This window comes from Formivibrio sp. oc-25 (assembly GCF_055810895.1).
In genome coordinates this window covers 1-24,088 of record NZ_JBVVOL010000017.1, presented here as the reverse complement: position 1 = coordinate 24,088, position 24,088 = coordinate 1, and the positions used below count along the sequence as shown (strand labels likewise).

General features: G+C 59.1%; 23 protein-coding genes. 14 read left to right on the top strand and 9 right to left on the bottom strand.

Annotated features, from left to right (window positions below):
- Positions 1-153: 153 nt before the first annotated feature.
- From AC0KVQ_RS11720 to AC0KVQ_RS11705, 4 genes are all read right to left on the bottom strand, one after another.
- Positions 154-1,257 (bottom strand): nucleotidyltransferase family protein, encoded by a 1,104-nt coding sequence (locus AC0KVQ_RS11720; protein ID WP_473421343.1) that lies wholly within the window; start codon positions 1,255-1,257, stop codon positions 154-156.
- Positions 1,258-1,338: 81 nt separating this feature from the next.
- Entirely contained in the window at positions 1,339-2,280 is a 942-nt protein-coding gene (locus AC0KVQ_RS11715) for a helix-turn-helix transcriptional regulator (RefSeq protein WP_473421342.1), read from the bottom strand.
- Between the two features lie 125 nt (positions 2,281-2,405).
- Complete coding sequence (locus AC0KVQ_RS11710) at positions 2,406-3,092, bottom strand: phosphoadenylyl-sulfate reductase (RefSeq protein ID WP_473421341.1); 687 nt, start codon at positions 3,090-3,092, stop codon at positions 2,406-2,408.
- Positions 3,093-3,151: 59 nt separating this feature from the next.
- Positions 3,152-3,931, bottom strand: a complete 780-nt coding sequence (locus AC0KVQ_RS11705) for a sulfite exporter TauE/SafE family protein (protein WP_473421340.1) — start codon at positions 3,929-3,931, stop codon at positions 3,152-3,154.
- 106 nt (positions 3,932-4,037) lie between these two features.
- On the opposite strand from AC0KVQ_RS11705, the gene cysB reads away from it, so the two are divergent.
- From cysB to AC0KVQ_RS11670, 7 genes are all read left to right on the top strand, one after another.
- Positions 4,038-4,970, top strand: a complete 933-nt coding sequence (gene cysB / locus AC0KVQ_RS11700; protein WP_473421339.1) for an HTH-type transcriptional regulator CysB — start codon at positions 4,038-4,040, stop codon at positions 4,968-4,970.
- Between the two features lie 525 nt (positions 4,971-5,495).
- On the top strand, positions 5,496-5,930 hold the full coding sequence (locus AC0KVQ_RS11695) for a TadE family protein (protein WP_473421338.1): 435 nt from the start codon (positions 5,496-5,498) through the stop codon (positions 5,928-5,930).
- 28 nt (positions 5,931-5,958) lie between these two features.
- The gene (locus tag AC0KVQ_RS11690; protein ID WP_473421337.1) at positions 5,959-7,152 is read left to right on the top strand and encodes a pilus assembly protein TadG-related protein; all 1,194 of its coding nucleotides are present in this window, start codon (positions 5,959-5,961) and stop codon (positions 7,150-7,152) included.
- Between the two features lie 328 nt (positions 7,153-7,480).
- Positions 7,481-9,373, top strand: a complete 1,893-nt coding sequence (gene mutL, locus AC0KVQ_RS11685) for a DNA mismatch repair endonuclease MutL (RefSeq protein WP_473421336.1) — start codon at positions 7,481-7,483, stop codon at positions 9,371-9,373.
- Positions 9,373-10,131 carry a hypothetical protein gene (locus tag AC0KVQ_RS11680; protein ID WP_473421335.1) on the top strand — a complete coding sequence of 253 codons (759 nt, stop codon included), beginning with the start codon at positions 9,373-9,375 and terminating at the stop codon, positions 10,129-10,131. The genes mutL and AC0KVQ_RS11680 overlap by 1 nt, the downstream gene beginning before the upstream one ends.
- The gene (gene miaA, locus AC0KVQ_RS11675; RefSeq protein WP_473421334.1) at positions 10,128-11,063 is read left to right on the top strand and encodes a tRNA (adenosine(37)-N6)-dimethylallyltransferase MiaA; all 936 of its coding nucleotides are present in this window, start codon (positions 10,128-10,130) and stop codon (positions 11,061-11,063) included. The genes AC0KVQ_RS11680 and miaA overlap by 4 nt, the downstream gene beginning before the upstream one ends.
- Before the next feature lie 56 nt (positions 11,064-11,119).
- Positions 11,120-12,718, top strand: a complete 1,599-nt coding sequence (locus AC0KVQ_RS11670) for an NAD+ synthase (RefSeq protein ID WP_473421333.1) — start codon at positions 11,120-11,122, stop codon at positions 12,716-12,718.
- Positions 12,719-12,766: 48 nt separating this feature from the next.
- On the opposite strand, the gene AC0KVQ_RS11665 is transcribed toward AC0KVQ_RS11670, so the two are convergent.
- Complete coding sequence (locus tag AC0KVQ_RS11665; RefSeq protein ID WP_473421332.1) at positions 12,767-13,891, bottom strand: GGDEF domain-containing response regulator; 1,125 nt, start codon at positions 13,889-13,891, stop codon at positions 12,767-12,769.
- A gap of 176 nt (positions 13,892-14,067) precedes the next feature.
- On the opposite strand from AC0KVQ_RS11665, the gene draG reads away from it, so the two are divergent.
- Positions 14,068-15,057 (top strand): ADP-ribosyl-[dinitrogen reductase] hydrolase, encoded by a 990-nt coding sequence (draG, locus tag AC0KVQ_RS11660; RefSeq protein WP_473421331.1) that lies wholly within the window; start codon positions 14,068-14,070, stop codon positions 15,055-15,057.
- Between the two features lie 14 nt (positions 15,058-15,071).
- On the opposite strand, the gene AC0KVQ_RS11655 is transcribed toward draG, so the two are convergent.
- The 3 genes from AC0KVQ_RS11655 to AC0KVQ_RS11645 form a co-directional block, all read right to left on the bottom strand.
- Positions 15,072-15,401, bottom strand: coding sequence for a cupin domain-containing protein (locus AC0KVQ_RS11655; protein WP_473421330.1), 330 nt, complete (start codon positions 15,399-15,401; stop codon positions 15,072-15,074).
- A 98-nt stretch (positions 15,402-15,499) separates the two neighbouring features.
- Complete coding sequence (locus AC0KVQ_RS11650; protein WP_473421329.1) at positions 15,500-16,132, bottom strand: FMN-binding negative transcriptional regulator; 633 nt, start codon at positions 16,130-16,132, stop codon at positions 15,500-15,502.
- 14 nt (positions 16,133-16,146) lie between these two features.
- Positions 16,147-16,770, bottom strand: a complete 624-nt coding sequence (locus tag AC0KVQ_RS11645; protein ID WP_473421328.1) for a LysE/ArgO family amino acid transporter — start codon at positions 16,768-16,770, stop codon at positions 16,147-16,149.
- A gap of 105 nt (positions 16,771-16,875) precedes the next feature.
- Here AC0KVQ_RS11645 and AC0KVQ_RS11640 point away from each other — a divergent pair, with 105 nt between their 5' ends.
- Positions 16,876-17,769, top strand: coding sequence for a LysR family transcriptional regulator ArgP (locus AC0KVQ_RS11640; protein WP_473421327.1), 894 nt, complete (start codon positions 16,876-16,878; stop codon positions 17,767-17,769).
- A gap of 10 nt (positions 17,770-17,779) precedes the next feature.
- Here the strand turns inward: AC0KVQ_RS11640 and gntR are convergent, their stop codons facing one another.
- On the bottom strand, positions 17,780-18,802 hold the full coding sequence (gntR, locus tag AC0KVQ_RS11635; RefSeq protein ID WP_473421326.1) for an HTH-type transcriptional regulator GntR: 1,023 nt from the start codon (positions 18,800-18,802) through the stop codon (positions 17,780-17,782).
- A gap of 192 nt (positions 18,803-18,994) precedes the next feature.
- Here gntR and AC0KVQ_RS11630 point away from each other — a divergent pair, with 192 nt between their 5' ends.
- The 5 genes from AC0KVQ_RS11630 to AC0KVQ_RS11610 all read left to right on the top strand — a co-directional run.
- On the top strand, positions 18,995-20,128 hold the full coding sequence (locus AC0KVQ_RS11630; RefSeq protein ID WP_473421325.1) for a hypothetical protein: 1,134 nt from the start codon (positions 18,995-18,997) through the stop codon (positions 20,126-20,128).
- A 34-nt stretch (positions 20,129-20,162) separates the two neighbouring features.
- A complete protein-coding gene (locus AC0KVQ_RS11625; protein ID WP_473421324.1) occupies positions 20,163-21,101 on the top strand; it encodes a 2-hydroxyacid dehydrogenase in 939 nt (312 codons plus the stop codon).
- 114 nt (positions 21,102-21,215) lie between these two features.
- Positions 21,216-22,037 (top strand): shikimate dehydrogenase, encoded by an 822-nt coding sequence (aroE, locus tag AC0KVQ_RS11620; RefSeq protein WP_473421323.1) that lies wholly within the window; start codon positions 21,216-21,218, stop codon positions 22,035-22,037.
- Between the two features lie 111 nt (positions 22,038-22,148).
- The gene (locus AC0KVQ_RS11615; RefSeq protein WP_473421322.1) at positions 22,149-23,357 is read left to right on the top strand and encodes a YncE family protein; all 1,209 of its coding nucleotides are present in this window, start codon (positions 22,149-22,151) and stop codon (positions 23,355-23,357) included.
- A gap of 93 nt (positions 23,358-23,450) precedes the next feature.
- Positions 23,451-24,088, top strand: a 638-nt coding sequence (locus tag AC0KVQ_RS11610) for a DctP family TRAP transporter solute-binding subunit (RefSeq protein ID WP_473421321.1), incomplete at its 3' end; no start/stop codon positions are given.

Here is a 24,088-nt window from a genome sequence, read left to right as displayed (position 1 = left end):
AACTCAGGCAAGCCTTCAACAAGGAGCCCGGCGCGCAGAAACTGCAATGTATGTGCGAATACATGAGGACGACCCGAAGGTAGCCCCTTTTGCGGGTTTCGAGTATCACCCGACCGCAAGATGCGAAGGCGCAGCCACCTGATGAACAGGTTTTCAGCCGCGGGCATCGCCCCATCGCAACGTACTGCGATCATCCCCCACATAAATCGCATCACCCTTGCGATCCACACAGTAACGCGGCGAGACGATCATTTCGCTGAAGATCATACCCTCGCCGATGCGCGTGTATTCGAACAGCACCGAGCGCACCACTGTGCTGTTCGGGCGCAGGTGGCTGCCATGGCCGATCCAGGTCGGGCCGATGATCTTGGTGCCCGGTTCAATCTTGACGCTGGAGCCGATATACACCGGACCTTCGATTTCCACCTTGTCCCAGTCGATGCGGGTATTGATACCGACCCAGACACCCGGCTTGACCTGTTTGCCCGGCATATCCATCTGCGCAACTTCGCCGCGTAGCACGCGCTGCAACACGCTCCAGTAATCGGTGACGCGGCCGATATCGATCCAGTTGAAGAATCGATTCTGGGCATAGAACGGCAAGCCCTTGGCCACGAGCGACGGAAAGAGCTGGCTGCCGATGTCGAAAACCTCGTTCGAGGGCACGTGATCCAGCACGGCCGGCTCGAAAATATAGATGCCGGTCGAAGCGAGCGTGCTCTTGGCTTCTTCCGGGGAGGGTTTTTCCTGGAACGACAGGATCTTGCCCTGCTTGTCGGCCACGACAATGCCGTAGTTCTTCACCTCTTCGCGCGGCACATCGAGTGCAACCACACTGGCAATCGCGCCCTTGGCCTTGTGTTCGTGCAGCGCGGCACCGATATCCAGATCGATGATCGCATCGCCGCACAGCACCAGCGTGGTGTCATCGAAGAAGCCGCTGTTGTCCTGGATGTATTTCATGCCGCCGGCCGAGCCCTTGGGCTTGGGCAGGATATCGCCGTGGTCGTAGACACCTTCGTAGGAATAACCGATCTCCACGCCCCAGCGGTGACCATCGCCAAAGTATTCTTCGATCTTGCGATGCATGAAGGCGACATTGATCATGATCTCTTTCACGCCGTGGCGCGCCAGGTGCTCGATGATGTATTCCAGCACCGGCTTGCCCAGAATAGGGATCATCGGCTTTGGTACGTCGCGGGTCAGCGGTCGAACGCGGGTACCCTGGCCAGCGGCCAGGATCATTGCTTTTGCCATGGTTTCCTCCAATTGTCGTGATGACTGCGAACAGTCACTTTGGGTGGCGCGCTCGCACGGCGGACGAGGCGCACATCCAGCTTATTTCGGTGTTTTTATCTGCAAATGCAATGGAATATCGCCTGTACCCAGCTCGTTGGCCAGGGTATGGATATGGGAAAGATACCATTGCAGGGCTTTGGGATTATAAAAGTGCGGGCGCTCACGTACGCCACGCGCCAATTCGCCCGAAGACAGGCCAGCCAGCTTGTCCAGTTCGTGAATGAAGTGGGACTGGTCGAAAAAACCGGCATCGAGCGCGCTCTCCAGCGTATTGCTGGCGGGCTCCAGCGCCAGCTTGCGCGCGACCTGCTGCAAGCGCGCCACACGTGCGAAGTATTTCGGGGTTACGCCATAGGTGGCCGCGAACTGGCGCTCGAAATGGCGCAGGCTCCAGCCTCCCTGCTCGGCCAGATCGGCAATGCGGGTGGTGGGCGACAGGTAGAGCATGTCCAGCAGCAGATCCAGCCGGGATGTCTTGCGCTGGCGCAGCACACGCAAGAAAAAATATGACAGGAGTGCGGCACGTTCATGCACGTTGCTGGCAGTGGCCAGCTGCTCGATGATTTCCTGCGCACCACTGCCCCACAGATCGGCCAGCGGGGTGATTTTGTCCTGCAGTTCGGCAAACGAGGCATCGGTAAAATGCCACAGACGGCCAGGCCGGAAATTCACCACCATCAATCCGCTGGCAGCGCTGGCGGAAAGATCCAGCACATGATGTCGATTGCAGATCAGGAAGGCATTCTGGTTGCTCTGCTGAACCCCTGCGTGGTGATCACGCACATTGAGCGAAGTACCGTAAAAAAAGAAGCACGCCGCACCCGTTCCCGGCAGCAGACGAGGCAGATCAGTGTTGTCGGCCGAGATATCGAGATACAGGTAGTTATCGATATAGGCAGCCAGTTCCGGCGGCGGCCTGAAACGCTGGCGCTGGGGCGATTCAAGCAGATAACCGGAATGAGGAACGGGGTCTTGGCGCATGCGCGCTATTTTAAACCCGCCCCGGCTTTTTTGCCCGGCTTGCAATCGATCATGATTGCGCAAGTCCTGCATGCAAAACGGCCCGTGCATATTGCCGGGCCGCTCTTTTCATCAGAAAGGAAGCATCAAATCTTCTTGATGTGCAAGCCGCATTCCTTGAATTCCGGATTTTCCCACCACCAGCGCCCGGCGCGGATATCCTCGCCCATCGCGATCGAGCGGGTACAAGGCGCGCAGCCGATCGAAGGGTAATGCTTGTCGTGCAGTTCGTTGTACGGCACATCGTTGGCGCGGATGTAGGCCCAGACTTCCTTCTCAGACCATTCCAGCAGCGGGTTGAATTTTTCCAGCCCGTTGCCGGCATCGTACTCCTGCGCCGCCATGTCGGTGCGGGTGGGCGATTGCTCGCGGCGCAGGCCGGTGATCCAGGCTTTCTTGTTTGCCAGTGCGCGCTTGAGCGGTTCGAGCTTGCGGATGCGGCAGCATTCCTTGCGCATTTCTACCGAATGGTAAAACGCGTTGATGCCGTTGCTGTTCACGTAGGCTTCAACTTGCGCCGCATCCGGAAAAAACACCTGCACCTTGAGTTGCGGGTATTTTTCTGCGGTTTTCTCCATCAGCGTGTAGGTCTCGGCCGGCAGGCGGCCGGTATCGAGGCTGAATACGCCGATATTGAGCTGGTGACGCGCGATCAGATCGACCAGCACCATATCCTCGGCGCCAAACGAATTGGCAAAGACCGCCGGGCTATAGTCGGCTTCAATCTTTTTCAGCAGTGCCACGGTAGCGGCAAGTTTCTGTTCAAAATCCATGATTCACATTCCAGTCGAAGTCGGGCGAACATTTTTGTCCGGCAAAACCGCTTTTTACTTCAAATCAGTACCAGCTTACCACCCACCAGCGCCAGCATCACCGCCAGGCACGGGCGCAGAATCTTGTCCGGGGCACGGCCAGTCAGCCGGCTGCCCATCCAGATGCCGGGCAGCGAACCCGCCAAGAGGCTGCTCAGCACGAACCAGTCGATATTACCCAGACCGGCATGGCCCAGGCCGGCGATCGCGGTCAGCGGTACGGCATGCGCGATTTCGGTGCCGACCAGGCGCGAGGTCGGGATCAGCGGATAGAGCAGGAACAACGCCACGGTACCGAGCGCACCGGCGCCGATCGAAGTCAGCGTAACAATCACACCAAGCAGCAGCCCGATGGCCAGGGTCAGGTAATCGAGCTTGTGTTGCGGCATGTTCAGCCAGTCGCCGGCATGGCGCTGGGCAAAAGACAGCAGGTTTTTCTTGAAGATGATGGCCAGCGCGGTCAGGATCAGCGCAAAGCCCAGGCCATGCTTGATCACGGCGTTGAGTGTGCCGATATCAGGTTGTGCGATATGCAGCGCGAGCACGGTAAGCAGTGCGGCAGGCACGCTGCCGGCCGCCAGCCAGCCGGTAATGCGCCAGTCGATATTGCGCTGCTTGTGATGCACTACCACGCCACCCGCCTTGGTGATCGCCGCATACAGCAGATCGGTTCCCACTGCGGTAGCAGGGTTGATGCCGAACCAGAGCAGGATCGGAGTCATCAGCGAACCGCCGCCCACGCCAGTCAACCCGACGATAAAGCCGACAGCCAGTCCTGCAATGATGTAACCCGCTTCCATTCCTGTTCCCCTCGCTATTTACGAGGAAAATGATAACCACGTTGCTTATATACACATAAGACTGATATCTTTATATGAAATAATTCATGGTTATTAAGAGGCCATCATGAAACTGCAGCAACTGCGCTATCTGGTCGAAGTCTACAAGCAGGGGTTGAACGTGACGGAAGCCGCTGAAAAGCTGCATACCTCGCAACCCGGCATTTCCAAGCAGATCCGCATGCTTGAAGATGAACTCGGCGTGCAGATCTTCATCCGCAACGGCAAACGCGTGGTCGATGTTACCGGCCCCGGCAAGGAAGTGCTGCGCATTGCCGAGCGCATGCTGCTGCAGGCACAAAACCTCAAGCGCATCGGCGAAGAATTCGTGAAGGTGGAAAACGGCAGCCTGACGATTGCCACCACGCATACGCAAGCCCGCTATGCGCTGCCCAAGGCAATCAAGGCCTTTATCGAGCGCTACCCGCAGGTGCGCCTCTCCCTCAAGCAAGGCAGCCCGACCCAGATCAGCGAAATGGTGATCGAGGGCGAGGCCGATATTGCAGTCGCCACCGAGGGCATCGCGCTTTATCCGGAACTGGCCATGCTGCCCTGCTTTGAATGGAACCGCAGCGTGGTCGTCCCCAACGGCCATCCGCTTACCCAGCTGGATCACAAGATCACGCTGGAAGATATCGCCGCCTGGCCAATCGTCACCTACGATTTCGCCTTTGCCGGCCGCTCGCAGATCAACCAGGCTTTCACTTCACGCGGGCTGGTGCCGCAGGTTGCGCTCTCCGCGATCGACACTGACGTGATCAAGACCTATGTCGGCCTGGGACTGGGGGTCGGCCTGATCGCCAGCATGGCCTACGAGGCAGACAAGGATGTCAACCTCACCGCCATCGATGCCTCGCACCTGTTCGAGCCCTCGCTCACCCGCATCGGCATCCGCAAGGATGCCTATCTGCGCGGCTATGTGTATGAATTCATCGAGCTGTTCGCCCCCCACCTCACCCGCCATGTGGTGCAAAGCGCGCTGATGTGCGAGGAGGAATAAGCAAGGTCATCCCGGCAAAAGCAATGTCTGCCGGACTTTCAGTAGGAATTGGCCGGCCACAAAAGCCCACGGTATGCACCCTGGGCTTTTTGTCATTCTGACTCCGTAACAATCGACCACAATCAACTGGTTCAGTTTCGGGATCTGCAATGCAACTGATATCTGCAGCTTGACCAGGAACAGTCGCTACCTATCATCAGATAAACATACTTTTTGAAGCATCAAGAAAATAATAGGCTATAGGTGAATAAATCCCATGCTTGAGATATGGGAATATGTCCTATGGATGACAAATCTTACAAAAAAATGCGCAAAAACTGACCCGGCAATGAAGCATTCAGGCTTTACTCCAATCAATTTTCTGGCTGAAATTTTGTGCTTGGTTTTTCACAAGACTGTTAAAAATAGATAGTTGGTGTGTTTGGATTATCTCAGCTTACACCATGCCATATTTGACTGAGGCCGGGCATTTTTTTCACCACCCCGACAAATACTGGCCTGATTTATTTTCTACTGGAGAGAAAAATGCAATTACGATACTCAAATGGCGTTGCTGCTGTAGAGTTTGCAATAGTGCTTCCCTTATTTCTCCTGCTGGTTTTTGGAATTGTTGAGTTTAGCTTTATGCTATTTGATAAAGCGGTTATTACCAATGCAAGCAGAGAGGCGGCAAGAGCAGGTATTGTTGTTCGGCTTGACAACACGACAACGCCACCTGCAAATACAAAGATGAGTATTAGTGAAATTCAAAATATAGCCGCCAACTACTGCGAAAACCATTTAATTTCTTTCTCTCCTGCAACGCCGGTGGTACAGGCTGTCAGGAGTGGCATTAACTTTGACGATCAACTCAGCGTGCAAGTAAATTATACCTATACTGGACTGGTAATCGGAAAACTTTTAATTGCGCTCGACAAGCCATTCGTAATTTCCGCAACAACTGTTATGCGTAATGAATAGGCATGGATATAGGGCACAGGAGATGAACATGCTTAATGAAAACAGAGTACAGCCATTCAAATTCTGCGCATGTCACGGAAGACCAAATAGCAAGCAAAAAGGCGCCATAATCATATTGACAGCCATATTGCTTTTGACCTTAATTGGGATTGGTGCCTTAGCTATTGACATAGGCAATCTATTTGTTGTGCGCAATCAACTACAGAATGCAGCAGATGCAGCTGCATTAGCTGGGGCCAACTGCTTGCATCGAGATGCTAATTGCGTGACGATAACGAACCCTGCAACGCCCAATTGGTCCAGTGCAGAAGCGAAGGCTGGAGCTGCAATCACGCTGAACAAAGCCGATAACCAGACGTTGGAGATAGCCTCCGTAACTTCAGGTTGGTGGGACTTAACTCATACAATTACTACTTTGCACTCAACGAAGGGGATTTATGATGCTCCCGCAGTTCAAGTGACCGTCACAAAACAAGGAAGTGATAATGGAGGTCCTGTTTTAACTTTCTTGGCGAAGGTATTTGGTGAGAGTTCTGTGCCAGTTTCCGCAACTGCAGTTGCTGGGATAAATCCGCCTGGATCTGTATCAGATCATAGTCTTTTCCCAGTCGCAGTGCCGCAATGTTTATTTCAAGATACTGGCCTCTGGAATAACACCACGAACAGCCCAACTCTTTACGACCCTATCAATCCGCTGACAGATGTGATTAATGGCTTACCTGCTGGATTTCAACCATCCAGCCAGACTGAAGGGCAAGCATATTATTTTGCTATTGGTTCATCATATCACTATGCAGGTTGCCAAATTGGGCAATGGACATCCTTCAATCTAGGAAACAATGATACGACAACAATTCGCGACCTAATCGACCGCCTTGACACAAGCAAGACAGAAGGACTTACGCAGCCTTCTATTGGGGAGTCAACCTGGCTGGAACCAGGAACAAAGAATTCTCTTTACAAAGATGTAGACGATTGCAGCGCAGCCGGCACTGGGTCATGCGAATGGGTATATATGCCCGTAACAAACTCAGTTTCTGAAGCTCATATAGAGGAAACGGTAGTAGCTTATGCTTGCGTCCATATTCTATCGGCTATAGGTGGGGACGATAAATACATCGTCGCGCAATTGAGTAACGATGTTACCCACTGCCAGATGGCAAGTTCGGGAGGGGCTGGCCCAGCTTATGGTGTTTCGACGAATCCTAGATTATTTAAGTAGAAATTTCCCAACAAAGCTAAAGTCTTCATATAAATTTGGCGATGTAATATATCATATCCGCCATATGAGCAGTTTTTTTTGGGGGGGGTAATCGCGTACTGCGCAATCCGTAGGGCGCCAATGAGCGACGCGAATTGCGCCAGATGGTTTACTGCAAACATCCGGCGCAATGCACTTCGTTTATTGCGCCCTACATCGAATATCCGCTCCCAGCCGATACCTGCCCATCAAGTGGTGTAGCCCGAACGGCAGCACCCAAACGCGAATCCGTGCATCCGGCTGTTATACTTGGCAGCCATTTCCGCTTCATCCAGGCTGCCACACCGCCATGCCCCGCATTCATCTTCTCCCGGATCATCTCGTCAACCAGATCGCTGCAGGCGAGGTGGTCGAGCGCCCTGCTTCCGCGCTGAAGGAGCTGCTGGAAAACAGCGTGGATGCCGGCAGCCAGAGCATTCAGGTCGAACTGCAGGCGGGCGGCACCAAGCTGATCAAGGTGATCGACGATGGCTGCGGCATCGAGCACGAGGATCTGCATCTGGCGCTGCATCGGCATGCCACCAGCAAGATCCGCGATTTCGACGATCTGGGCCGCGTGGCTACGCTCGGGTTTCGGGGCGAAGGATTGGCCAGCATTGCCTCGGTATCACGCCTGGCGCTGACCAGCCGCCATGAATCCGGCAACCATGCCTGGCGCATCGAGGTTGACCACGGCAAGCTGCACGAACCGCAACCCGCCGCACTGGCCGCAGGCACCACGGTTGAAGTGCATGATCTGTATTACCAGACGCCGGCCCGGCGCAAGTTCCTGAAATCCGAATCGACCGAATTCGCGCATTGCGATGACATGGTCAAGCGCATTGCGCTGGCTCACCCGCACATCCATTTTGCCCTCACCCACAACAGCCGTGCCCAGGCACGCCTGCTGCGCGGTGATCTGGCGCGCCGTGCCGCCGCCATTCTGGGCGAGGAATTCGTGAAAAGCGCCATTGCGCTGGATGAAGGCGTCGGCAGCCTGCGTCTTCATGGCCTGGCCGGTTCGCCCACCTTGGGCAAATCCAGCCGCGATGGCCAGTATTTCTTTGTGAATGGCCGCTTCGTGCGCGACAAGGTGGTGCAGCATGCGCTGCGCGAAGCCTACCGCGATGTGCTGCACCATGAGCGCCATCCGGCCTACTGCCTGTTTCTGGAGCTTGATCCCGAAGGGGTCGATGTCAACGTCCACCCGACCAAGATCGAAGTGCGCTTTCGCGAATCGCAGGCGCTGTATCGCTTCCTGCTTACCGCGTTAACCAAGGCACTCTCGGGGGCGAAGGCCGGCCTGCAACCGGCGGCCGAGGTGGATATGGAAACCGGCGAAATCCAGCGCCCGGCCACACAGGCCACACCGATCATTCTGCCACCGCCGCAAGCCTCCTCGCCGCGCAGCTATGCCGAAATGGCCTACCGCCAGCAGCCGATGCCGCTGCCTGCCGCGCAGGAATCGATGGCCTATTACGAGCGCATGTTCGGTGACCTGCGCCAGCCCGCTCCGCCAGCCGTTGCCGATTCCCGGCCAAGCATGGCACCGCAAGCCAGACCAGACTTCGCGCCATCGGCTACCGAGAGCTGTCTGCCGCAAGCTGCCACGGAAGGCCTGCCGCCCCTGGGTTTTGCACTGGCGCAACTGCATGGCATCTATATCCTGGCGCAGAATGCCGACGGGCTGATTGTGGTCGACATGCACGCCGCGCACGAACGCGTGGTGTACGAAAAGCTAAAAACGCAGATCGACGCACAGGAATTGCCGCGCCAGGCGCTGCTGATTCCGCATGTATTCGCGGCGGACAGGCACGATGTCGCCACGGTGGAAGACCACGGCGAGGCGCTGTTGCAACTCGGCTTTGAAATCAGCGTGCAATCGCCCACGCAGCTTGCCATCCGCGCCCTGCCGCAGATGCTGCGCGATGCCGATCCGGTGGAACTGGTGCAAGCCGTGCTGGCCGATCTGCGCGGCGTGGGCAGCAGCCAGACGCTCGACAGCCGCCGTAATGAAGTGCTGGCCAGCATGGCCTGTCATGGCTCGGTGCGCGCCAACCGCATCCTCAGCATCCCGGAAATGAATGCGCTGCTGCGCGAGATGGAAGCCACCGAGCGTTCCGGCCAATGCAACCACGGTCGCCCGACCTGGTTCCGGCTTTCGCTCACAGATATCGACAAACTCTTCATGCGGGGCAAGTGATGCTGGCGCTTGCGGTGAAATTGATCGGTGCGCCACTGCTGGTCGGCGGTGCGAGTCTCGCTGGCAAGCGCTGGGGCCCGGCACTGGCCGGCTTGCTCTCGGGTCTGCCGGTGATTGCCGGCCCGATCGTGGCTGTGCTGTGGCTGGAGCACGGTGCAGCCTACGCCAGCGAAGTGGCCTGGATGCTGCCGATCGGGCTCGCGCCGCTGGCTGCCTACCTGTGGGTGTTCGCCCGGCTGGCGCGGCGTTGCCACTGGCTGACTTGCCTGTTGGCAGGCTGGATCACCTTCATGCTCGCCGCGTGGCTGTGCCGCGAGATCAGCCTGCCCTACTGGCTGCTGGCGGGCGGTGCCACGTTTTGCCTGCTGGCCGTCGGTTTTCTGCTGCCCCGCCCGGTCGGCACCATCGCCGCCGCGCCCATGCCGCGCATCGAACTGCTGGCCCGCATCGCTGCCGCGTTCGCGCTGGTATTCGGGCTGACCAGCGTATCGGCACAACTCGGCACGCAATGGACCGGGCTGCTTGCCGCCTTCCCCGTTGCCGGTTCCGTGATGCCGGCCTTTACGCTCGCCCGCAGCGGCCCGGCCGCCACCTTGCGCCTGCTGCGCGGCTTCGTGAGCGGATTGCTGGGTCTGGTCGGCTTCGCGCTTTGCCTGGCCAGCCTGTTGCCGATCATCGGCGGGATGGCTTTCGTGCCGGCAATCCTGGCATCGCTGGCCATTGCCTGGTTCAACGCCACCCTGGTATTTCGCCCATGACCGCCCTGCCCCCCGCCATATTCCTGATGGGCCCGACCGCAAGCGGCAAGACCGCCAGCGCCATCGCATTGATCGAGGCCGGCTTGCCGGTCGAGCTGATCTCGGTCGATTCCGCGCTGGTATTCCGCGACATGGATATCGGTACCGCCAAGCCCGATGCCGAAACGCTGGCGCGCGCGCCGCACCACCTGATCGACATCATCAGTCCGATCGAGGCTTATTCCGCCGCGCAGTTCCGCACCGATGCCCTGCGCCTGATGGCCGACATCACCGCGCGCGGCAGGCTGCCGGTGCTGGTGGGCGGCACCATGCTCTATTTCAACACACTGCAGCACGGCATCCACGACCTGCCTCAGGCCGACCCGGCACTGCGACTGCAATTGGAAGCCGAAGCAGCCTCTATGGGCTGGCCAGCCATGCACGCCAGGCTGGCCGTGCTTGATCCGGTGACCGCAGCCAGACTGAAGCCGAACGATTCGCAGCGCATCGGCCGCGCACTGGAAGTCTGCCTGCTGGCCGGCAAGCCGATGAGCGCCCTGCTGGCGGAATCGACCCTCGAACCGCTGCCCTATGCCATCACCAAGCTCGCACTGGTGCCATCTGATCGCGCCGTACTGCATGATCGGATTGCACAGCGCTTTGACCAGATGCTGCAGCAGGGCCTGATCGACGAAGTACGCAGGCTGCGCGAACGTTACGTGCTGCATCCGGAATTGCCTTCGATGCGCTGTGTGGGCTACCGCCAGACCTGGGAATACCTCGACGGACTGATCAGCCAAGCCGAACTACGCGAGAAAGGCATCGCCGCCACGCGCCAGCTTGCCAAGCGCCAGTTGACCTGGCTGCGCGGCATGGAAGATTGCGACGAGATCGATTGCCTGGGCGCGGACCTGATCGCAACTGTCGTGAAAAAGGTGCGGGCACGCTGCTGACCCGACCTGCGGCATCCGGGTTAGAATTGGCTTTTCGCCACTTTCTGGCCCGAACCATGAAAATCGCACTTGCCCAGATCAATCCCACCGTCGGCGATTTGGCCGGCAATACCGAACTGATCCTGGCTGCCGCGCGCGAAGCGCGTGAAGCCGGCGCCAATATCCTGCTCACCCCCGAACTCGCGCTGACCGGTTACCCGCCGGAAGACCTGCTGCTGCGTCCAGCCTTCCTGGCCGAATGCCGCAAGATGATCGGCCGGCTGATCGACGAAGTCGACGGCATCACGCTGGTGGTCGGCTATCCGTTCGGCGATGCGCGGGAATGCTTCAACTCGGCCGTGGTAATCCGCGATGGCCACATCCTCGGCCGCTATGAAAAGATGCTGCTGCCCAACGATACCGTGTTCGACGAAGTGCGCTATTTCCAGCCCGGCATCTCGCCGCTGGTGTTCGAACAGGATGGCGTGAAGATCGGCGTGGCCATCTGCGAAGATATCTGGGATGTCGATCCGGCGTCTGCCGCCGTCGATGAAGGTGCGCGCTTGCTGCTGGTGCTCAATGCCTCGCCCTACCACAAGGCCAAGCAGAGCACGCGTCATCAGGTTGCCGCCGACCGCGTGGAGGAAAACGGCATTCCGCTGGTCTACTGCAACCTGGTCGGCGGACAGGACGAACTGGTGTTCGATGGCAACTCGTTCGCGCTCAACCAGCACGGCGAGCTGGTATTCCAGCTCCCGGCTTTCGAAACCACGATCGGCTATGTCGATTATGCCGATGGCGACCTGCAACCCGGTCCCATCGCCTCAGATCTGGATGAAGAAGCCAGCGTGTATCAGGCGCTGGTAACCGGCGTGCGCGATTACATCGGCAAGAACCGTTTCCCCGGCGTGTTGCTCGGCCTCTCGGGTGGCATCGATTCCGCACTGACGCTGGCGATTGCCTGCGATGCACTCGGCGCCGACAAGGTGCATGCCGTGATGATGCCTTCGCGCTATACCGCCGATATTTCCGTGACCGATTCGCGCGACATGATCGCCCGTCTCGGCTGCCGCTATTCCGAAATTGAAATCTGGCCGATGTACGAAGCCTTCATGGGCGGGCTGGCACCGCAATTCGAAGGGTTGGCCATGGATACCACGGAAGAAAACCTGCAAAGCCGCATCCGTGGCACCTTGCTGATGGCGATGTCGAACAAGAGCGGCAGCCTGGTGCTGACCACCGGCAACAAGTCGGAAATGACCACCGGCTACGCCACGCTCTACGGCGACATGGCCGGCGGTTTTGCCGTACTCAAGGATGTGGCCAAGACACTGGTCTACCGCCTGTGCACCTGGCGCAACACCGTGAGCGACATCATTCCCGAGCGCATCATCACCCGCCCGCCTTCGGCTGAATTGCGCCCGGACCAGAAAGACCAGGATTCGCTGCCGCCCTACGATGTGCTCGATGCCATCCTGCAGGCCTATGTCGAGGAGAACCACAGCCGCGCCGAAATCGTGGCCATGGGCTACATGCAGGCGGACGTGGATCGCGTGGTTCGCCTCTTGCGCATCAACGAATACAAGCGCCGCCAGGCTCCGGTCGGCCCGCGTGTTACGCATCGCGCCTTCGGCAAGGATTGGCGCATGCCGATCACCAACCGGTTCGGGCTGTAAAAAAGCGGGTGGCAAATGCCACCCGCTTTTTATTCGACTGTTTGTACATCAACGTTCTTCAGCGCTGCGCAGATTTTCCAGCGCCCACCCCAGCTTCATCTCGTCATTGGCAAGCTCCAGCAGTGGCAGCAAACCTGCCAGCAAGGCCGGCAAATGCGGCCGCAATGCATCCTGCCGGCCTTGCTGCAGCAGCGCCATGGCTTCGGTCAGCGAGAGTGGTCTTGCCCTGTCGCCTTGGTGATCCGGCATCAGCAGGCGATTCTCGCCAGGCATCACGCGCAGGCGTGACACGGCTGCCGCGATCAAACTCTCTGCCGTATCGGTCTGATCGCAGAACGAATTCGCCAGGGCAAAACTGGCCGTGACATGCAACTGCTCATCGCGGAAATTGACCCGGGCATGATCCACTGCCTGGCGCAAGCGCTCGGCCATGATGCGCACGCCCCCCAGCGAAGACGCGGGCGAGATCACGGCGAACAAAGCACCGTCCAGCCGGGCAAAGGTATCTTCGCGCCGCAATTTGCCGGCAATCAGCTTGGCCAGGAGGTTGAGCAATTGCGTCGATAGCCGCTCGCCCAACCGTTGCGCCAGTGGCTGGAAATGATCGATTTCGATCAGGACCAGCGTTACCTCGCCGCCGTGGCGCTGTGCCAAAGCCAGTGCCTGCTCGAGTTGCAAATTCAGTAGATGCGAAGTCGCGGCGCCAGTCGCGGCATCCGTCGTAGCAGTCTGTGCCTGCAAGGCTTTTGCCTGTTCCAGCTCGCGCCGGGTCGCGGCCAGCTCAAGATTGGCCTTGACCCGCGCCTGCATCTCGGTCTGATCCGTGGATTTGGTGATGAAATCGTTGGCGCCGGCCGCCACGCATTGTTGCCGGGTGGCCTCGTCTTCCTCCCCGGATATCACGATCACGGGCAAGGCTCGCAACTGCGCGGTAGTGCATTCGCGCAAACGGCGAATCAGGCCCATGCCATCAAGCTGCGGCATCGACAGATCGGAAACCAGCAACTGGATCGAGGGATCAGACTGCAATCTGCGCCAGGCTGCCTCGCCGTCGGCCTCTTCCACGATGTCGTAATCATTGGCCAGATGCTTGCGCACCAAGGCACGCACGATGCGGGAATCGTCGACCACCAGCACGCGCGGCTTGGCAGCCAAGGTATCTTGTTCAGTCATGATCAGCTTCAGCAGCGTTTTGGCAGAGGGTAAGTCTATGACGTGCAGCTGACGGAAACAAACACTGTCTTCATTTCAGAATGATCAAGGGCTGCTTTGGCCTGGCTGTGTTGCGCATTGATAACAAGGCATGATTTTTGCTGCACTGCAAACACCCTGGCCCAGGAGCGCCTATCGTGCTGAAATTCCATTCTGCCATTCCGCTTACCGTTGCCACCCGCGCCAATGCCGCCATGCTGGGTGTGGCACTGGGCGATGCCCTGGGTGCCACGGTGGAATTCATGACCCCCAAGGAAATCCGTAGCCAGCATGGTTTTCATCATGAGATCTGCGGTGGCGGCTGGCTCAACCTGAAGCCGGGCCAGATCACGGACGACACCGGCATGATGCTGGCACTCTCGGATGCCATTCTGCAAAACCATGGCGAGATCAGCGCGCTGGCGTGTGCGAAAGCCTTCGATGGCTGGATGCGCAACCGTCCGGTGGATATCGGCAACACGGTGCGCCGCGGCATTGTCCACTTCCGGCTAAAAGGCGAACCGGTTGTCGCACCTTCGACAGAAGCCGCTGGCAATGGCGCGCTGATGCGCTGCCTGCCGGTTGCCCTGGCCACCTACGGGGCCGAGGCGGCATGCATTGAGGCCGGCTGGCGCGCGCAGGCGCATGTCACCCATAACAATGCGCTCTCGGATGCCGCCGGAATATTGTTCATGCATCTGATCCATGCTGCACTCGCCGGTGCGGACAAGCGCCATCTGCTCAACCGGATCGCGCATCCGTTTGCCCGATCGCACCCCGAATTCACCTTCCGCCCCAAGCGTTGCGAATACCCGTCGGGATATGTCGTGCACACGGTGATCGCGGTACTGCAATCATTCTTTGATACGGATACGTTCGAGGATTGCCTGGTGGAAGTGGTAAACCGTGGCGGCGATGCCGACACCACCGGCGCGATTGCCGGCATGCTTGCAGGCGCGCATTACGGCATGAACGCGCTGCCGGCTCGCTGGCTCAGGCAGCTTGATCCGGCCATTCGCCAGCGCTGCAGTGGCGAAGGCGAAAAATTGCTGCCGGAATCCGTGCGCCAGGCTGCAGCCAGTGTGGTCATGCTCCCGCAATTCAATCAGGCGGCACCTGCAAGACCGATGCAGCTCGGTATCGCGTGAAAGCAGCCTGAAGATCAATCGGCAGGATAATGCACCGCCAGCCATACGGTCGGCTGATCGGGATCGGTCCATTCGACCCGATGCCGCACATGCGGCGGGATATTCAGGTAATCGCCCGCGCTCATTTCGACTTCATGCGCCGGCTCGGCAAAACCCAGTCGGGCCTGCCCTGCCAGCACGATCACCCACTCTCCCTGCGGCTGGTCGTACCAGAAACCGGGCGGGCTGGATTGGCCGGTGGAAACAATGCGCTCGATGCGTACGCCATCACGCGACAAAAGTTCATCGAAGACCTCAGCATTGCTACCCGGCAGGGGCAAGGCATCGAACAGGTTGCTTTTCAATTTTCAGGCTCCATCGACAGATCGCAGAAAAAGCGTGCTTGCCCGCATCGTTCTCCATCTTGCAGCGCATGCGCCTCGATCACGGCTTCACAGCAAGATCATAAACAGGCTCTGACAAGATCGGCCATCTGGCGGGCTTGCTCCCCCGGCATCTGCTGCAGGCCATTCACGGTGCCGAGTCTATCCTGCCAATCCTCATCCTGACTGGCCTTGAGCTTGCCTTCCAGTCGGTCGATGGGTATCTCGATTCCCACAATCGCTGCCAGCAGCTTGTCGAGATAATCGACCGGAGCATCGCTCACCTGCCACGGCATGGGCTGGCTGGATTCATGCACGCTTACCAGCCGGTTCAGCATGTCCAGCAGCCAGTCCCGGTCATCCCGGACGCGCGCCACGCCATGGACATGCGCCACCGCATAGTTCCAGGTCGGTACAACCTTGCCATGCTCGGCCTTGCCCGGATACCAGCCCGGCGTGATGTATGCCTGCGGCCCCTGAAACATCACCACCGAGGCGCTATCGCCCTGCAGTTGGCGCCAGACAGGATTGGCACGTGAAACATGGCCGATCAGGGCACCCAGCGGACCACGGGTACGATCCAGAAAGAATGGCACATGGTTGGCGACAAGCCCCTCCTGCCCCGCACAAACCCAGGCACCGAGCGGATAGGCATCCATCAGGGAAAAGATGGCCGCCTGGTCATTCCATTGGTGGTATTTCGACACGTACATGATCTATTCCTGCTTCAAAAATTGCGGACAACATGCTGCACCAGCATGGCCGCCAGGCCCCACATGGTCAGCCCGATCAGCATATCCAGAACCTGCCAGGCGCGGGGGCGGGCAAACCAGGGGGCCAGCCAGCGCGCGCCATACCCCAGCAGACTGAACCAGCACAGGCTGGCGGTGCTGGCACCCAAGACAAACGAAGTGCGCAGGGATACGGGTTGCTGTGCCCCGATGCTGCCCATCAGCAGCACGGTATCCAGATAAACGTGGGGATTCAGCAGCGTAAAAGCAGCCGCTTGCAATAGCGCAGCCTGGCGCCCGAGACCGCCTCCACCCTGCGCAGCCTGCAGCGCCTGCGGCCGGCACGCACGGCGCAAGGCTTGCCAGCCATAGCAGGCCAGAAATGCGGCACCGGCCAATGCCAGCGCACGCGCCAGACCCGGGCTTTCGCCCAATGCCTGTGCCATGCCGGTAACGCCAGCCATGATCAGCAGCGCATCGGCCATGGCACAAAACGCGACAATGCTGCCCACATGTTCGCGCCGCAGCCCCTGTCGCAGCACAAACGCATTTTGCGCACCGATTGCCACGATCAAGCCAAAACTCAACAACAGGCCTTGCATAAATACCGGGAAATACATGCATTCACTTCCAGAAGAAAAAGGCACGAATAGCGCCCATCTTGCTTGCGATGCACAGTGAAGACAAACTACGATTACTGAATCAGATTAAGAAAAACTAATTCAATGCTCGACTACGCATCGCTTTTTGCCCTGTCCGCCGTTATCCGCGAAGGCAGTTTCGAGCGCGCGGCCCGGACACTGAATGTCACGCCCTCGGCCATTTCACAACGGATTCGCTTGCTGGAAGAACGCATGGGATGTGCGCTGGTGGTACGCGGCCAGCCCTGCCAGGCGACGGAAACCGGCCGACTTCTGTGCCAGCATGTCGACAGGGTGCGTTTGCTCGAACAGGAACTGCATGAGGCCATGCCCGCACTTTCTGCAGATGGCCCCCTTCGGGTCACGCTGCCGATTGCCGTGAATGCAGACAGTCTTGCCACCTGGTTTGCCCCGGCGCTGGCGAGCTTCGCCGCCCATGCACCGGTACTGATGGATGTCACGATCGACGATCAGGACCATACCTCGGAATGGTTGCGCAGCGGCAAGGTGCTGGCTGCCATTACCGCTGCCGATCGGCCTACCAGCGGTTGCAACAGCCTGCCACTGGGCGCCATGCGCTATCTGGCGGTAGCCAGCCCGGCCTTCATGGCGAAGCATTTCCCCATCAGTATCGATCCGGACAGCCTGGCACGCGCGCCCAGTCTGGTCTTCAATGCCAAGGATGCCCTGCAGGCACGCTGGACACAGCACCTGTGCCAGCGCGAGGTGGAACTGCCGCGCCACACCCTGCCCTCGCCGCAGGCTTTCGTTACGGCCACATTGGCCGGCATGGGCTGGGGCATGCATCCGGAGGCACTGGTTGCCCCGCATCTGGCGGATGGCTCGCTGGTGGAACTGGTTCCCGGTACACCGCTGGATATCCCGTTGCACTGGCAGTACGCGCGCACGGCCTCGTCACTGCTCGAAGGCATGACCCGCCAGATCCTGGCTGCCGCACGCGCTGCGCTGCGGACCTGATCGCACCGTTCTAGGCGCTCTCGCGCACAACCAGCTCATACCCCACATCCACCACCGGCTGCTCCACCTTCTGTCCGCGCATCAGCGCCAGCAGCATCCGGGCGGCGCGACGGCCGATTTCCGAGCGCGAGGTATGGATCGTGGTAAGCGGCGGAATGGTGAACGCTGCTTCTTCCAGGTTGTTGTAGCCGGCGATCGCGATCTGTTCCGGTACCTTGATGCCGCTGCGGAATGCCGTGAACAACGCACCGTGCGCGAGGTCATCGTTGGAGAAGAAGAAGGCATCGATATCGGGGTGGCGCGCCAGCAGCTCGCGGAACAGTTCCGAACCGAGCTTGATCGAGGCTGGAGCAGCGCTCAGCAACTCCAGCGAAGGATCATACAAGCCGGCCTCTTTCATGGCGCGGCGGTAGCCTTCGGCACGCAGCAGTGCGCGCGGGTCGATCACCGCACCGAAACCGATGCGCCGCCGTCCCTGCCCCAGCAGGTAATTCACCATGGTCCGGCCGGCTTCGATCTGGTTGGTACCCACGCAGTACACGCCGGGGCTGTTGGCCAGCTCCAGCACATGCACGCAGGGGATACCACTGCCAGCAATCAATTGCCGTGCCTCTTCGTTGCGATCGAAACCGGTCACGATCAGACCGCTGGGCCGGTAAGTGAGATAACTGCGCAGCAGGTGTTCCTCCTGCTCGCGCGAATAATGGGTATCACCGACCATGATCTGGAATCCGGCCGGCAACAGTTCGGCATGAATCGCTTCGAGCAGATCGCCAAAGGCCGGATTGGTCAGTGTCGGCACCAGCACGGCCACCGAGGCGCTGCGCGCAGAAGCCAGCGCGCGTGCGGCTGGATCAGGCACATAGTTGAGCTCTGCCGCGGCGGCTTGCACGCGGGCCACCAGCTCCGGATCGACCCGGCCCACGCCGCGCAGCGCGCGCGAGGCAGTGATCGGACTCACGCCGGCTTTGTTCGCCACATCCTTGAGTGTCAGCCGACCGGTGGCACGTCCTGTTTTCCTGTTTTCTTGCATAAGGGCTTGCACTTTTTATTTCGGGATGCAAAGATAGCGCTATCTCAATGAATGACCGCGCAATATGTCGCAAGCATAGCATCAGATGCTGAACGTATGTCGCGGTCTTCAATTTGCCCAACAAAGATAGCGCTATCTCGCAGTGCAGATAGCTTAACTGGCAGCTTGCACAATCCAGATACGGAGAAGACATTGGCAGCAACACTTCAAACCAAACGTGATCTGATCGCCTCGACCAACGATGCCAAATATGTGCGCGTCGCCGGTTACGACACCTATCCGGAGGGCGTCTCCCCGGATTCGGTCGATATCATCGATGCCACCGATTTCCCGCCACGTATCGTGGCTTCGGTGGCAGTCGACACCTCGATCGTCGGCCCGCCGCAAGCCGTGATGATCACGCCGGACCAGAAATTGGCCATCGTCGGCGCCACCAACCGCTACAACTACGCAGCCAAATGCATAATTCTCGACAATGCGATTCAAGTCGTTGATCTGGAAGCGCAACCTCCCAGCCTGGCCGGCAGAGTGGATATCGGCCATCACCCGCACGGCCTGGCGATCAATCATGCCGGCGACCTGCTGCTGGTGGCATGCACCGATGGCACGCTGGTCGTTCTGGCCATCGAAGGCAAGACGCTCACCGTGCGCCAGCAGATCAAATTGTCGGAACGCCGGCTGGCCAGCGTGGCGATCACACCGGATGATTCCGCTGCACTGGTCACCCTGCGCGACGATCAGGGCGTGGCGGTATTGGCAATTGAAAACGGCAAGGTCGCCGAGACTCCGTGCCAGCGCATCAGCACCGGCGTGGCCCCGTATGCGATCGATATTTCCGCCAATGGCTTGTGGGCCATCGTCGGCAATGTCGGTCTCGGCGGCCTGCCACCCGCCCCGGGCATCAGCGTGGGCGATCAAGATAGCGCTACCTTAATAAGCCTGGCGCAACGTCCGTTCCGTGCCGTGCAGCATCTGACCGTGCCATCCATCCCGGAAGGCGTAGCCATTTCGCCCGACAACCGCTGGATTGCCGTGCTGGCCATGGATGGTTCCAACCTGCCACCAAGCAATCCCGGTAGCCAGCCGCACGGGCAGTTGCTGCTGCTTGCACTGGATGACAAGGGCGCGACCGAAGTGGCCCGCCTGCCGGCCGGCGTTGCAGCACAAGGCGTGATCTTTACTGCGGATAGCCGCTACATCCTGGCCCAGTTCAATGTGGAACAACAGATTGCCGTGTATGCCGTGAACAACGGCAGCTTGCAGGACACCGGCACCCGCCTGCCTGTACGTGGCGGCCCCTCCTCGCTGCGAGCCTCTCCCCGCTGACCCCTGAACAACATTTACCCGGAGCCTGAACCTCATGAAACCACTTGTTTTGTCCGTTGATTACCTGCCGAACTTCCTCACCGAACAACTGTATGCCAGCTTCGATTTCCATCACGAGCTGCACAAGAACGATCCGGCACAACTGGAAAAGTTGGCCCCGCAAGCGCGCGCGCTCGTAGCCAATGGTGAAACCGTCCTCACCCGCGACATGCTGGCCAGATTCCCCAAGGCCGAGATCATTTCGGTATTCGGCGTCGGCTATGACGGTATCGATGTCACCGCGGCACGCGAGCGCGGCATCGCCGTCACCCACACCCCGAACGTGCTGACCGACGATGTGGCCGACTTGGCCATGGCGCTGATCCTGACGGTATCGCGCCGCATCATCCCGGCCGACCAGCATGTGCGCACCCGCGCCTGGTCCAATGGTGCCTTTCCGTTCAGCCGCAAAGTGAGCGGCAGCAAGATCGGCATCATCGGCCTGGGCCGTATCGGCCGCACCATTGCCAAGCGCGCCGAAGCCTTTGACATGCAGATTGCCTATACCGATCGCAGCGTGATTCCGGGCGTGCCCTACGATTTCTTCCCCTCTGCCGCCACGCTGGCCAGGGAAGTCGATTACCTGGTGGTCGCAGCCTATGGCGGCCCGTCCACGCTCGGGCTGGTCAATGCCGAAGTGCTCAACGCACTGGGCCCGGATGGCTACCTGATCAATATCGCGCGCGGCTCGGTGGTGAATGAAACCGATCTGGTCGCGGCACTGCAGGACAAGCGCATCGCCGGCGCCGGACTGGATGTGTTCGCGAACGAACCGAATGTGCCAGCCGAACTGCTGACCATGGACAACGTGGTGCTGACCCCGCACATGGCCAGCGGCACCCATCAGACCCGCAAGGCCATGGCCGATCTGACGCATGCCAACCTGGCGGCGCATTTCGCCGGCCAGGCGCTGCCAACGCCAATTCCGGGTTAAGCATCAGAGCAATGCCGTAGGGCGGACTTCAATCCGTCATCTCCGAACTCAGACGATGACGGGTTAAAACCCGTCCTACAGCCAACCAAACCGTTTCAAATCACAGGAGCATTCATGCCCAAGTCAATTCCCGCTCTCTGTGGCTCCATCATGGGCGAGCCGTTTTCGCTCGGCGTAAAGATCCACAACGCGGCCTACCAGGCACTTGGGCTGGATTACACCTTTGTCTGCTTTGGTGTGGAAAACCCGGAACTGGCCGTGCAGGCCATCCGCACGCTGGGCATCCGGGGCATGAATGTCTCGATGCCGTACAAGCAGGCGGTGATCCCGTTTCTGGACGAAGTGGATGAAACCGCACGCCGGATCGGGGCAGTCAACACCATCAACAATGTCGATGGCCGGCTGACGGGTTACAACACCGATTGCATCGGCGCCATTCGTGCGCTGCAAGAAAAAACCTGTCTCGGCGGCAAAAAACTGGCGTTGCTGGGTGCCGGTGGTGCCGCGCGCGCCATTGCCCTGGGTGCCAGGCAGGCTGGCGCACAAGTCACGATTTTCAATCGCTCAGCCGACAAGGGACAGGCGCTGGCGGCTGAATTCGATCTGGCATTCGGCGGCAGTCTCGATGATTTTCACGCTGAAGATTTCGAAATTCTGCTCAATTCCACGTCCGCAGGTTTCCGCGCGCCGGATATCAATCCGGCGGAAGGGAAACTGGCCGCGCACCTGCTGGTGATGGACGTGGCATTCATTCCGGTGGAAACCAAGCTGATCCGTGATGCCCTGGCGCTCGGCTGCCAGACCATCAATGGCACGCGCATGCTGGTGCATCAGGCCTGCGGCCAGATCGAACTGTATACCGGTTGCGAGCAGGCTCCGTACGCCGTGATGGAAGCCGCGCTGCTGGCAGAAATTCAAAGAATGAGTGGTCAATAATCAGGCGGTTATACCTATTGACCACAGGGGAAAGCCGGCAAAATTGGTCTGGTCAGTTGGCCAATTTATGACTGGCTATGTATAGTGGCAACCATATAAAGGGAAGAGAAGATGCAATACCAAGCAATCAAAACACGCTTCAAGCCATGTCTCATTGCCTCTGCCTTGCTGGCGATCGCATTGCCCGCCACAGCGGCCGATAGCGGAAAACCAGCCGATCTGATCGTTTCCACCAACGACGCCAAATACCAGCGCGTTGTCGGTAAAGATACCTTTCTGGAAAACCCGGCGTCCGACACGCTGGATATCATTGATGCCAGCCACTTTCCTCCTCAAGTGGTGGCCAGCGTGAATGTGGCGGCCGCCATTCAGGGGCCGCCACAAGCCGCTGCCATTACGCCGAACGGGAAACTGGCAATTGTCTCGGCCCCCAGCCGCTACGACGCTGCCGAGAAAAAACTGCTGCTGGAAAACCACCTGCAGATCATTGACCTGGAAACCAGGCCGGCCCAGGTCATCGCCAAGGTCGAGCTGGGCCAGCATCCGCAAGGGCTGGCGATCAATCGTGCCGGGAATCTGCTGCTGGCCGCCACCACAACCGGCAGCGTGATCGTGCTCGGCATTGACGGCAAGACAGTCACGGTCAAGGACACGCTGAAGATCGCCGAAAAACGTCTGGCCGGCATTACCATTACCCCCGATGGGAAATCCGCATTGGTCGCCCTGCGCGACGAGCAGGGTGTGATGGTGCTTGATATCGAAGGCGACAAGGTCGTCACGCAACGCGAACGCATCAGTACCGGCATTGCACCGTATGCCATCGATGTGGCCAGCACTGGCAAATGGGCCATTGTCGGCAACGTAGGGCTCGCCGGATTGCCGGGCAACCAGGGCAGGCTGGCAGCCGATACCGACACGATCACGCTGGTGGATCTCTCCAGGCGCCCCTATCGCGCCGTGCATCATGTCAGCGTGCCATCGCTGCCTGAAGGCGTTGCCATCTCGCCCAATGGACGCTGGGTCGCAGCACAGAGCATGGATGGCTCGAACCTGACCGCAGACAATCCGGGTCGCCACACCAAGGGAAAGCTGGTGCTGTTTGAAAACAGGAACGGCAAACTGGTTGAGAAAGCCAGCCTGCCTGCCGGTGAAGCCGGCCAGGGAGTTGTGTTCACGGCAGATAACCAGTACATCCTGGCGCAGTTCAATGTCGAGAAACAGCTGGCTGTCTATGCCGTGAACAACGGCAAGCTGAAGGATACGGGCAAACGCCTGCCGGCTACGGGCGGACCATCGTCGATTCGTTCGATGCCACGTTAACGAGACGCTGCAGACGTTCGCAAACGTCTGCAGAACCCATGGCCCACCTGCTGCGGGTGGGCTCTTTTCATATCAGCAATACCGAGAGAGAAAATGAAAAAAGTTCTGACCCCGATCGCACTGGCCACCGCCATGATCTTTGCCGCCGGCACCAGCCTGGCCGCCGATATCAAGGAACGCAGCGCCAAGTTCCCGATCGTGAACGCCATCGATCACCCGCAAGGCCTGGGCGCGCAGAAATTCGTTGAAGTCGTCGAGAAGAAGAGCGGCGGCAAGATCAAGATCAAGATTTTCCCGAACGGCACCCTCGGGGGTGAACAACAGGTTGCTTCCGCCATGCAGGGCGGTACCATCGAAATCTCGATGATGTCCCCGGCCCAGCTCGTGGGCACGGTTCCTGAATTCGTCGTACTCGATTTCCCGTTCGCCTTTGCCAACGTCAAGCAGGCCGATGCCGTGCTGGATGGCCCGTTCGGTCAGAAGCTGATGGACTACATGCCTGCCAAGGGCTGGGTCGGTCTGGGTTTCATGGAACAGGGTTATCGTTCGATCAGCAACAGCAAGCGTGCGATCACCAAGCTGGAAGACATCAAGGGCCTGAAGCTGCGCACCATCCTGAACCCGCTGTATGTCGACATGCTCAATACGCTGGGTGCCAATGCCGTGCCGATGCCGTTCACCGAACTCTATACCGCGATGGAAATGAAGACCGTCGATGGTCAGGAAAACCC

What these genes read in the sequence shown, in the direction of transcription:
- miaA (WP_473421334.1), top strand. Translation starts at nt 10,128, where the DNA reads ATGACCGCCCTGCCCCCCGCCATATTCCTGATGGGCCCGACCGCAAGC.
- aroE (WP_473421323.1), top strand. Translation starts at nt 21,216, where the DNA reads ATGCCCAAGTCAATTCCCGCTCTCTGTGGCTCCATCATGGGCGAGCCG.
- AC0KVQ_RS11695 (WP_473421338.1), top strand. Translation starts at nt 5,496, where the DNA reads ATGCAATTACGATACTCAAATGGCGTTGCTGCTGTAGAGTTTGCAATA.
- AC0KVQ_RS11665 (WP_473421332.1), bottom strand. Translation starts at nt 13,891, where the DNA reads ATGACTGAACAAGATACCTTGGCTGCCAAGCCGCGCGTGCTGGTGGTC.
- AC0KVQ_RS11645 (WP_473421328.1), bottom strand. Translation starts at nt 16,770, where the DNA reads ATGTATTTCCCGGTATTTATGCAAGGCCTGTTGTTGAGTTTTGGCTTG.
- AC0KVQ_RS11690 (WP_473421337.1), top strand. Translation starts at nt 5,959, where the DNA reads ATGCTTAATGAAAACAGAGTACAGCCATTCAAATTCTGCGCATGTCAC.
- AC0KVQ_RS11640 (WP_473421327.1), top strand. Translation starts at nt 16,876, where the DNA reads ATGCTCGACTACGCATCGCTTTTTGCCCTGTCCGCCGTTATCCGCGAA.
- AC0KVQ_RS11625 (WP_473421324.1), top strand. Translation starts at nt 20,163, where the DNA reads ATGAAACCACTTGTTTTGTCCGTTGATTACCTGCCGAACTTCCTCACC.
- AC0KVQ_RS11650 (WP_473421329.1), bottom strand. Translation starts at nt 16,132, where the DNA reads ATGTACGTGTCGAAATACCACCAATGGAATGACCAGGCGGCCATCTTT.
- AC0KVQ_RS11615 (WP_473421322.1), top strand. Translation starts at nt 22,149, where the DNA reads ATGCAATACCAAGCAATCAAAACACGCTTCAAGCCATGTCTCATTGCC.
- AC0KVQ_RS11710 (WP_473421341.1), bottom strand. Translation starts at nt 3,092, where the DNA reads ATGGATTTTGAACAGAAACTTGCCGCTACCGTGGCACTGCTGAAAAAG.
- gntR (WP_473421326.1), bottom strand. Translation starts at nt 18,802, where the DNA reads ATGCAAGAAAACAGGAAAACAGGACGTGCCACCGGTCGGCTGACACTC.
- AC0KVQ_RS11705 (WP_473421340.1), bottom strand. Translation starts at nt 3,931, where the DNA reads ATGGAAGCGGGTTACATCATTGCAGGACTGGCTGTCGGCTTTATCGTC.
- mutL (WP_473421336.1), top strand. Translation starts at nt 7,481, where the DNA reads ATGCCCCGCATTCATCTTCTCCCGGATCATCTCGTCAACCAGATCGCT.
- AC0KVQ_RS11715 (WP_473421342.1), bottom strand. Translation starts at nt 2,280, where the DNA reads ATGCGCCAAGACCCCGTTCCTCATTCCGGTTATCTGCTTGAATCGCCC.
- cysB (WP_473421339.1), top strand. Translation starts at nt 4,038, where the DNA reads ATGAAACTGCAGCAACTGCGCTATCTGGTCGAAGTCTACAAGCAGGGG.
- AC0KVQ_RS11680 (WP_473421335.1), top strand. Translation starts at nt 9,373, where the DNA reads ATGCTGGCGCTTGCGGTGAAATTGATCGGTGCGCCACTGCTGGTCGGC.
- AC0KVQ_RS11670 (WP_473421333.1), top strand. Translation starts at nt 11,120, where the DNA reads ATGAAAATCGCACTTGCCCAGATCAATCCCACCGTCGGCGATTTGGCC.
- AC0KVQ_RS11720 (WP_473421343.1), bottom strand. Translation starts at nt 1,257, where the DNA reads ATGGCAAAAGCAATGATCCTGGCCGCTGGCCAGGGTACCCGCGTTCGA.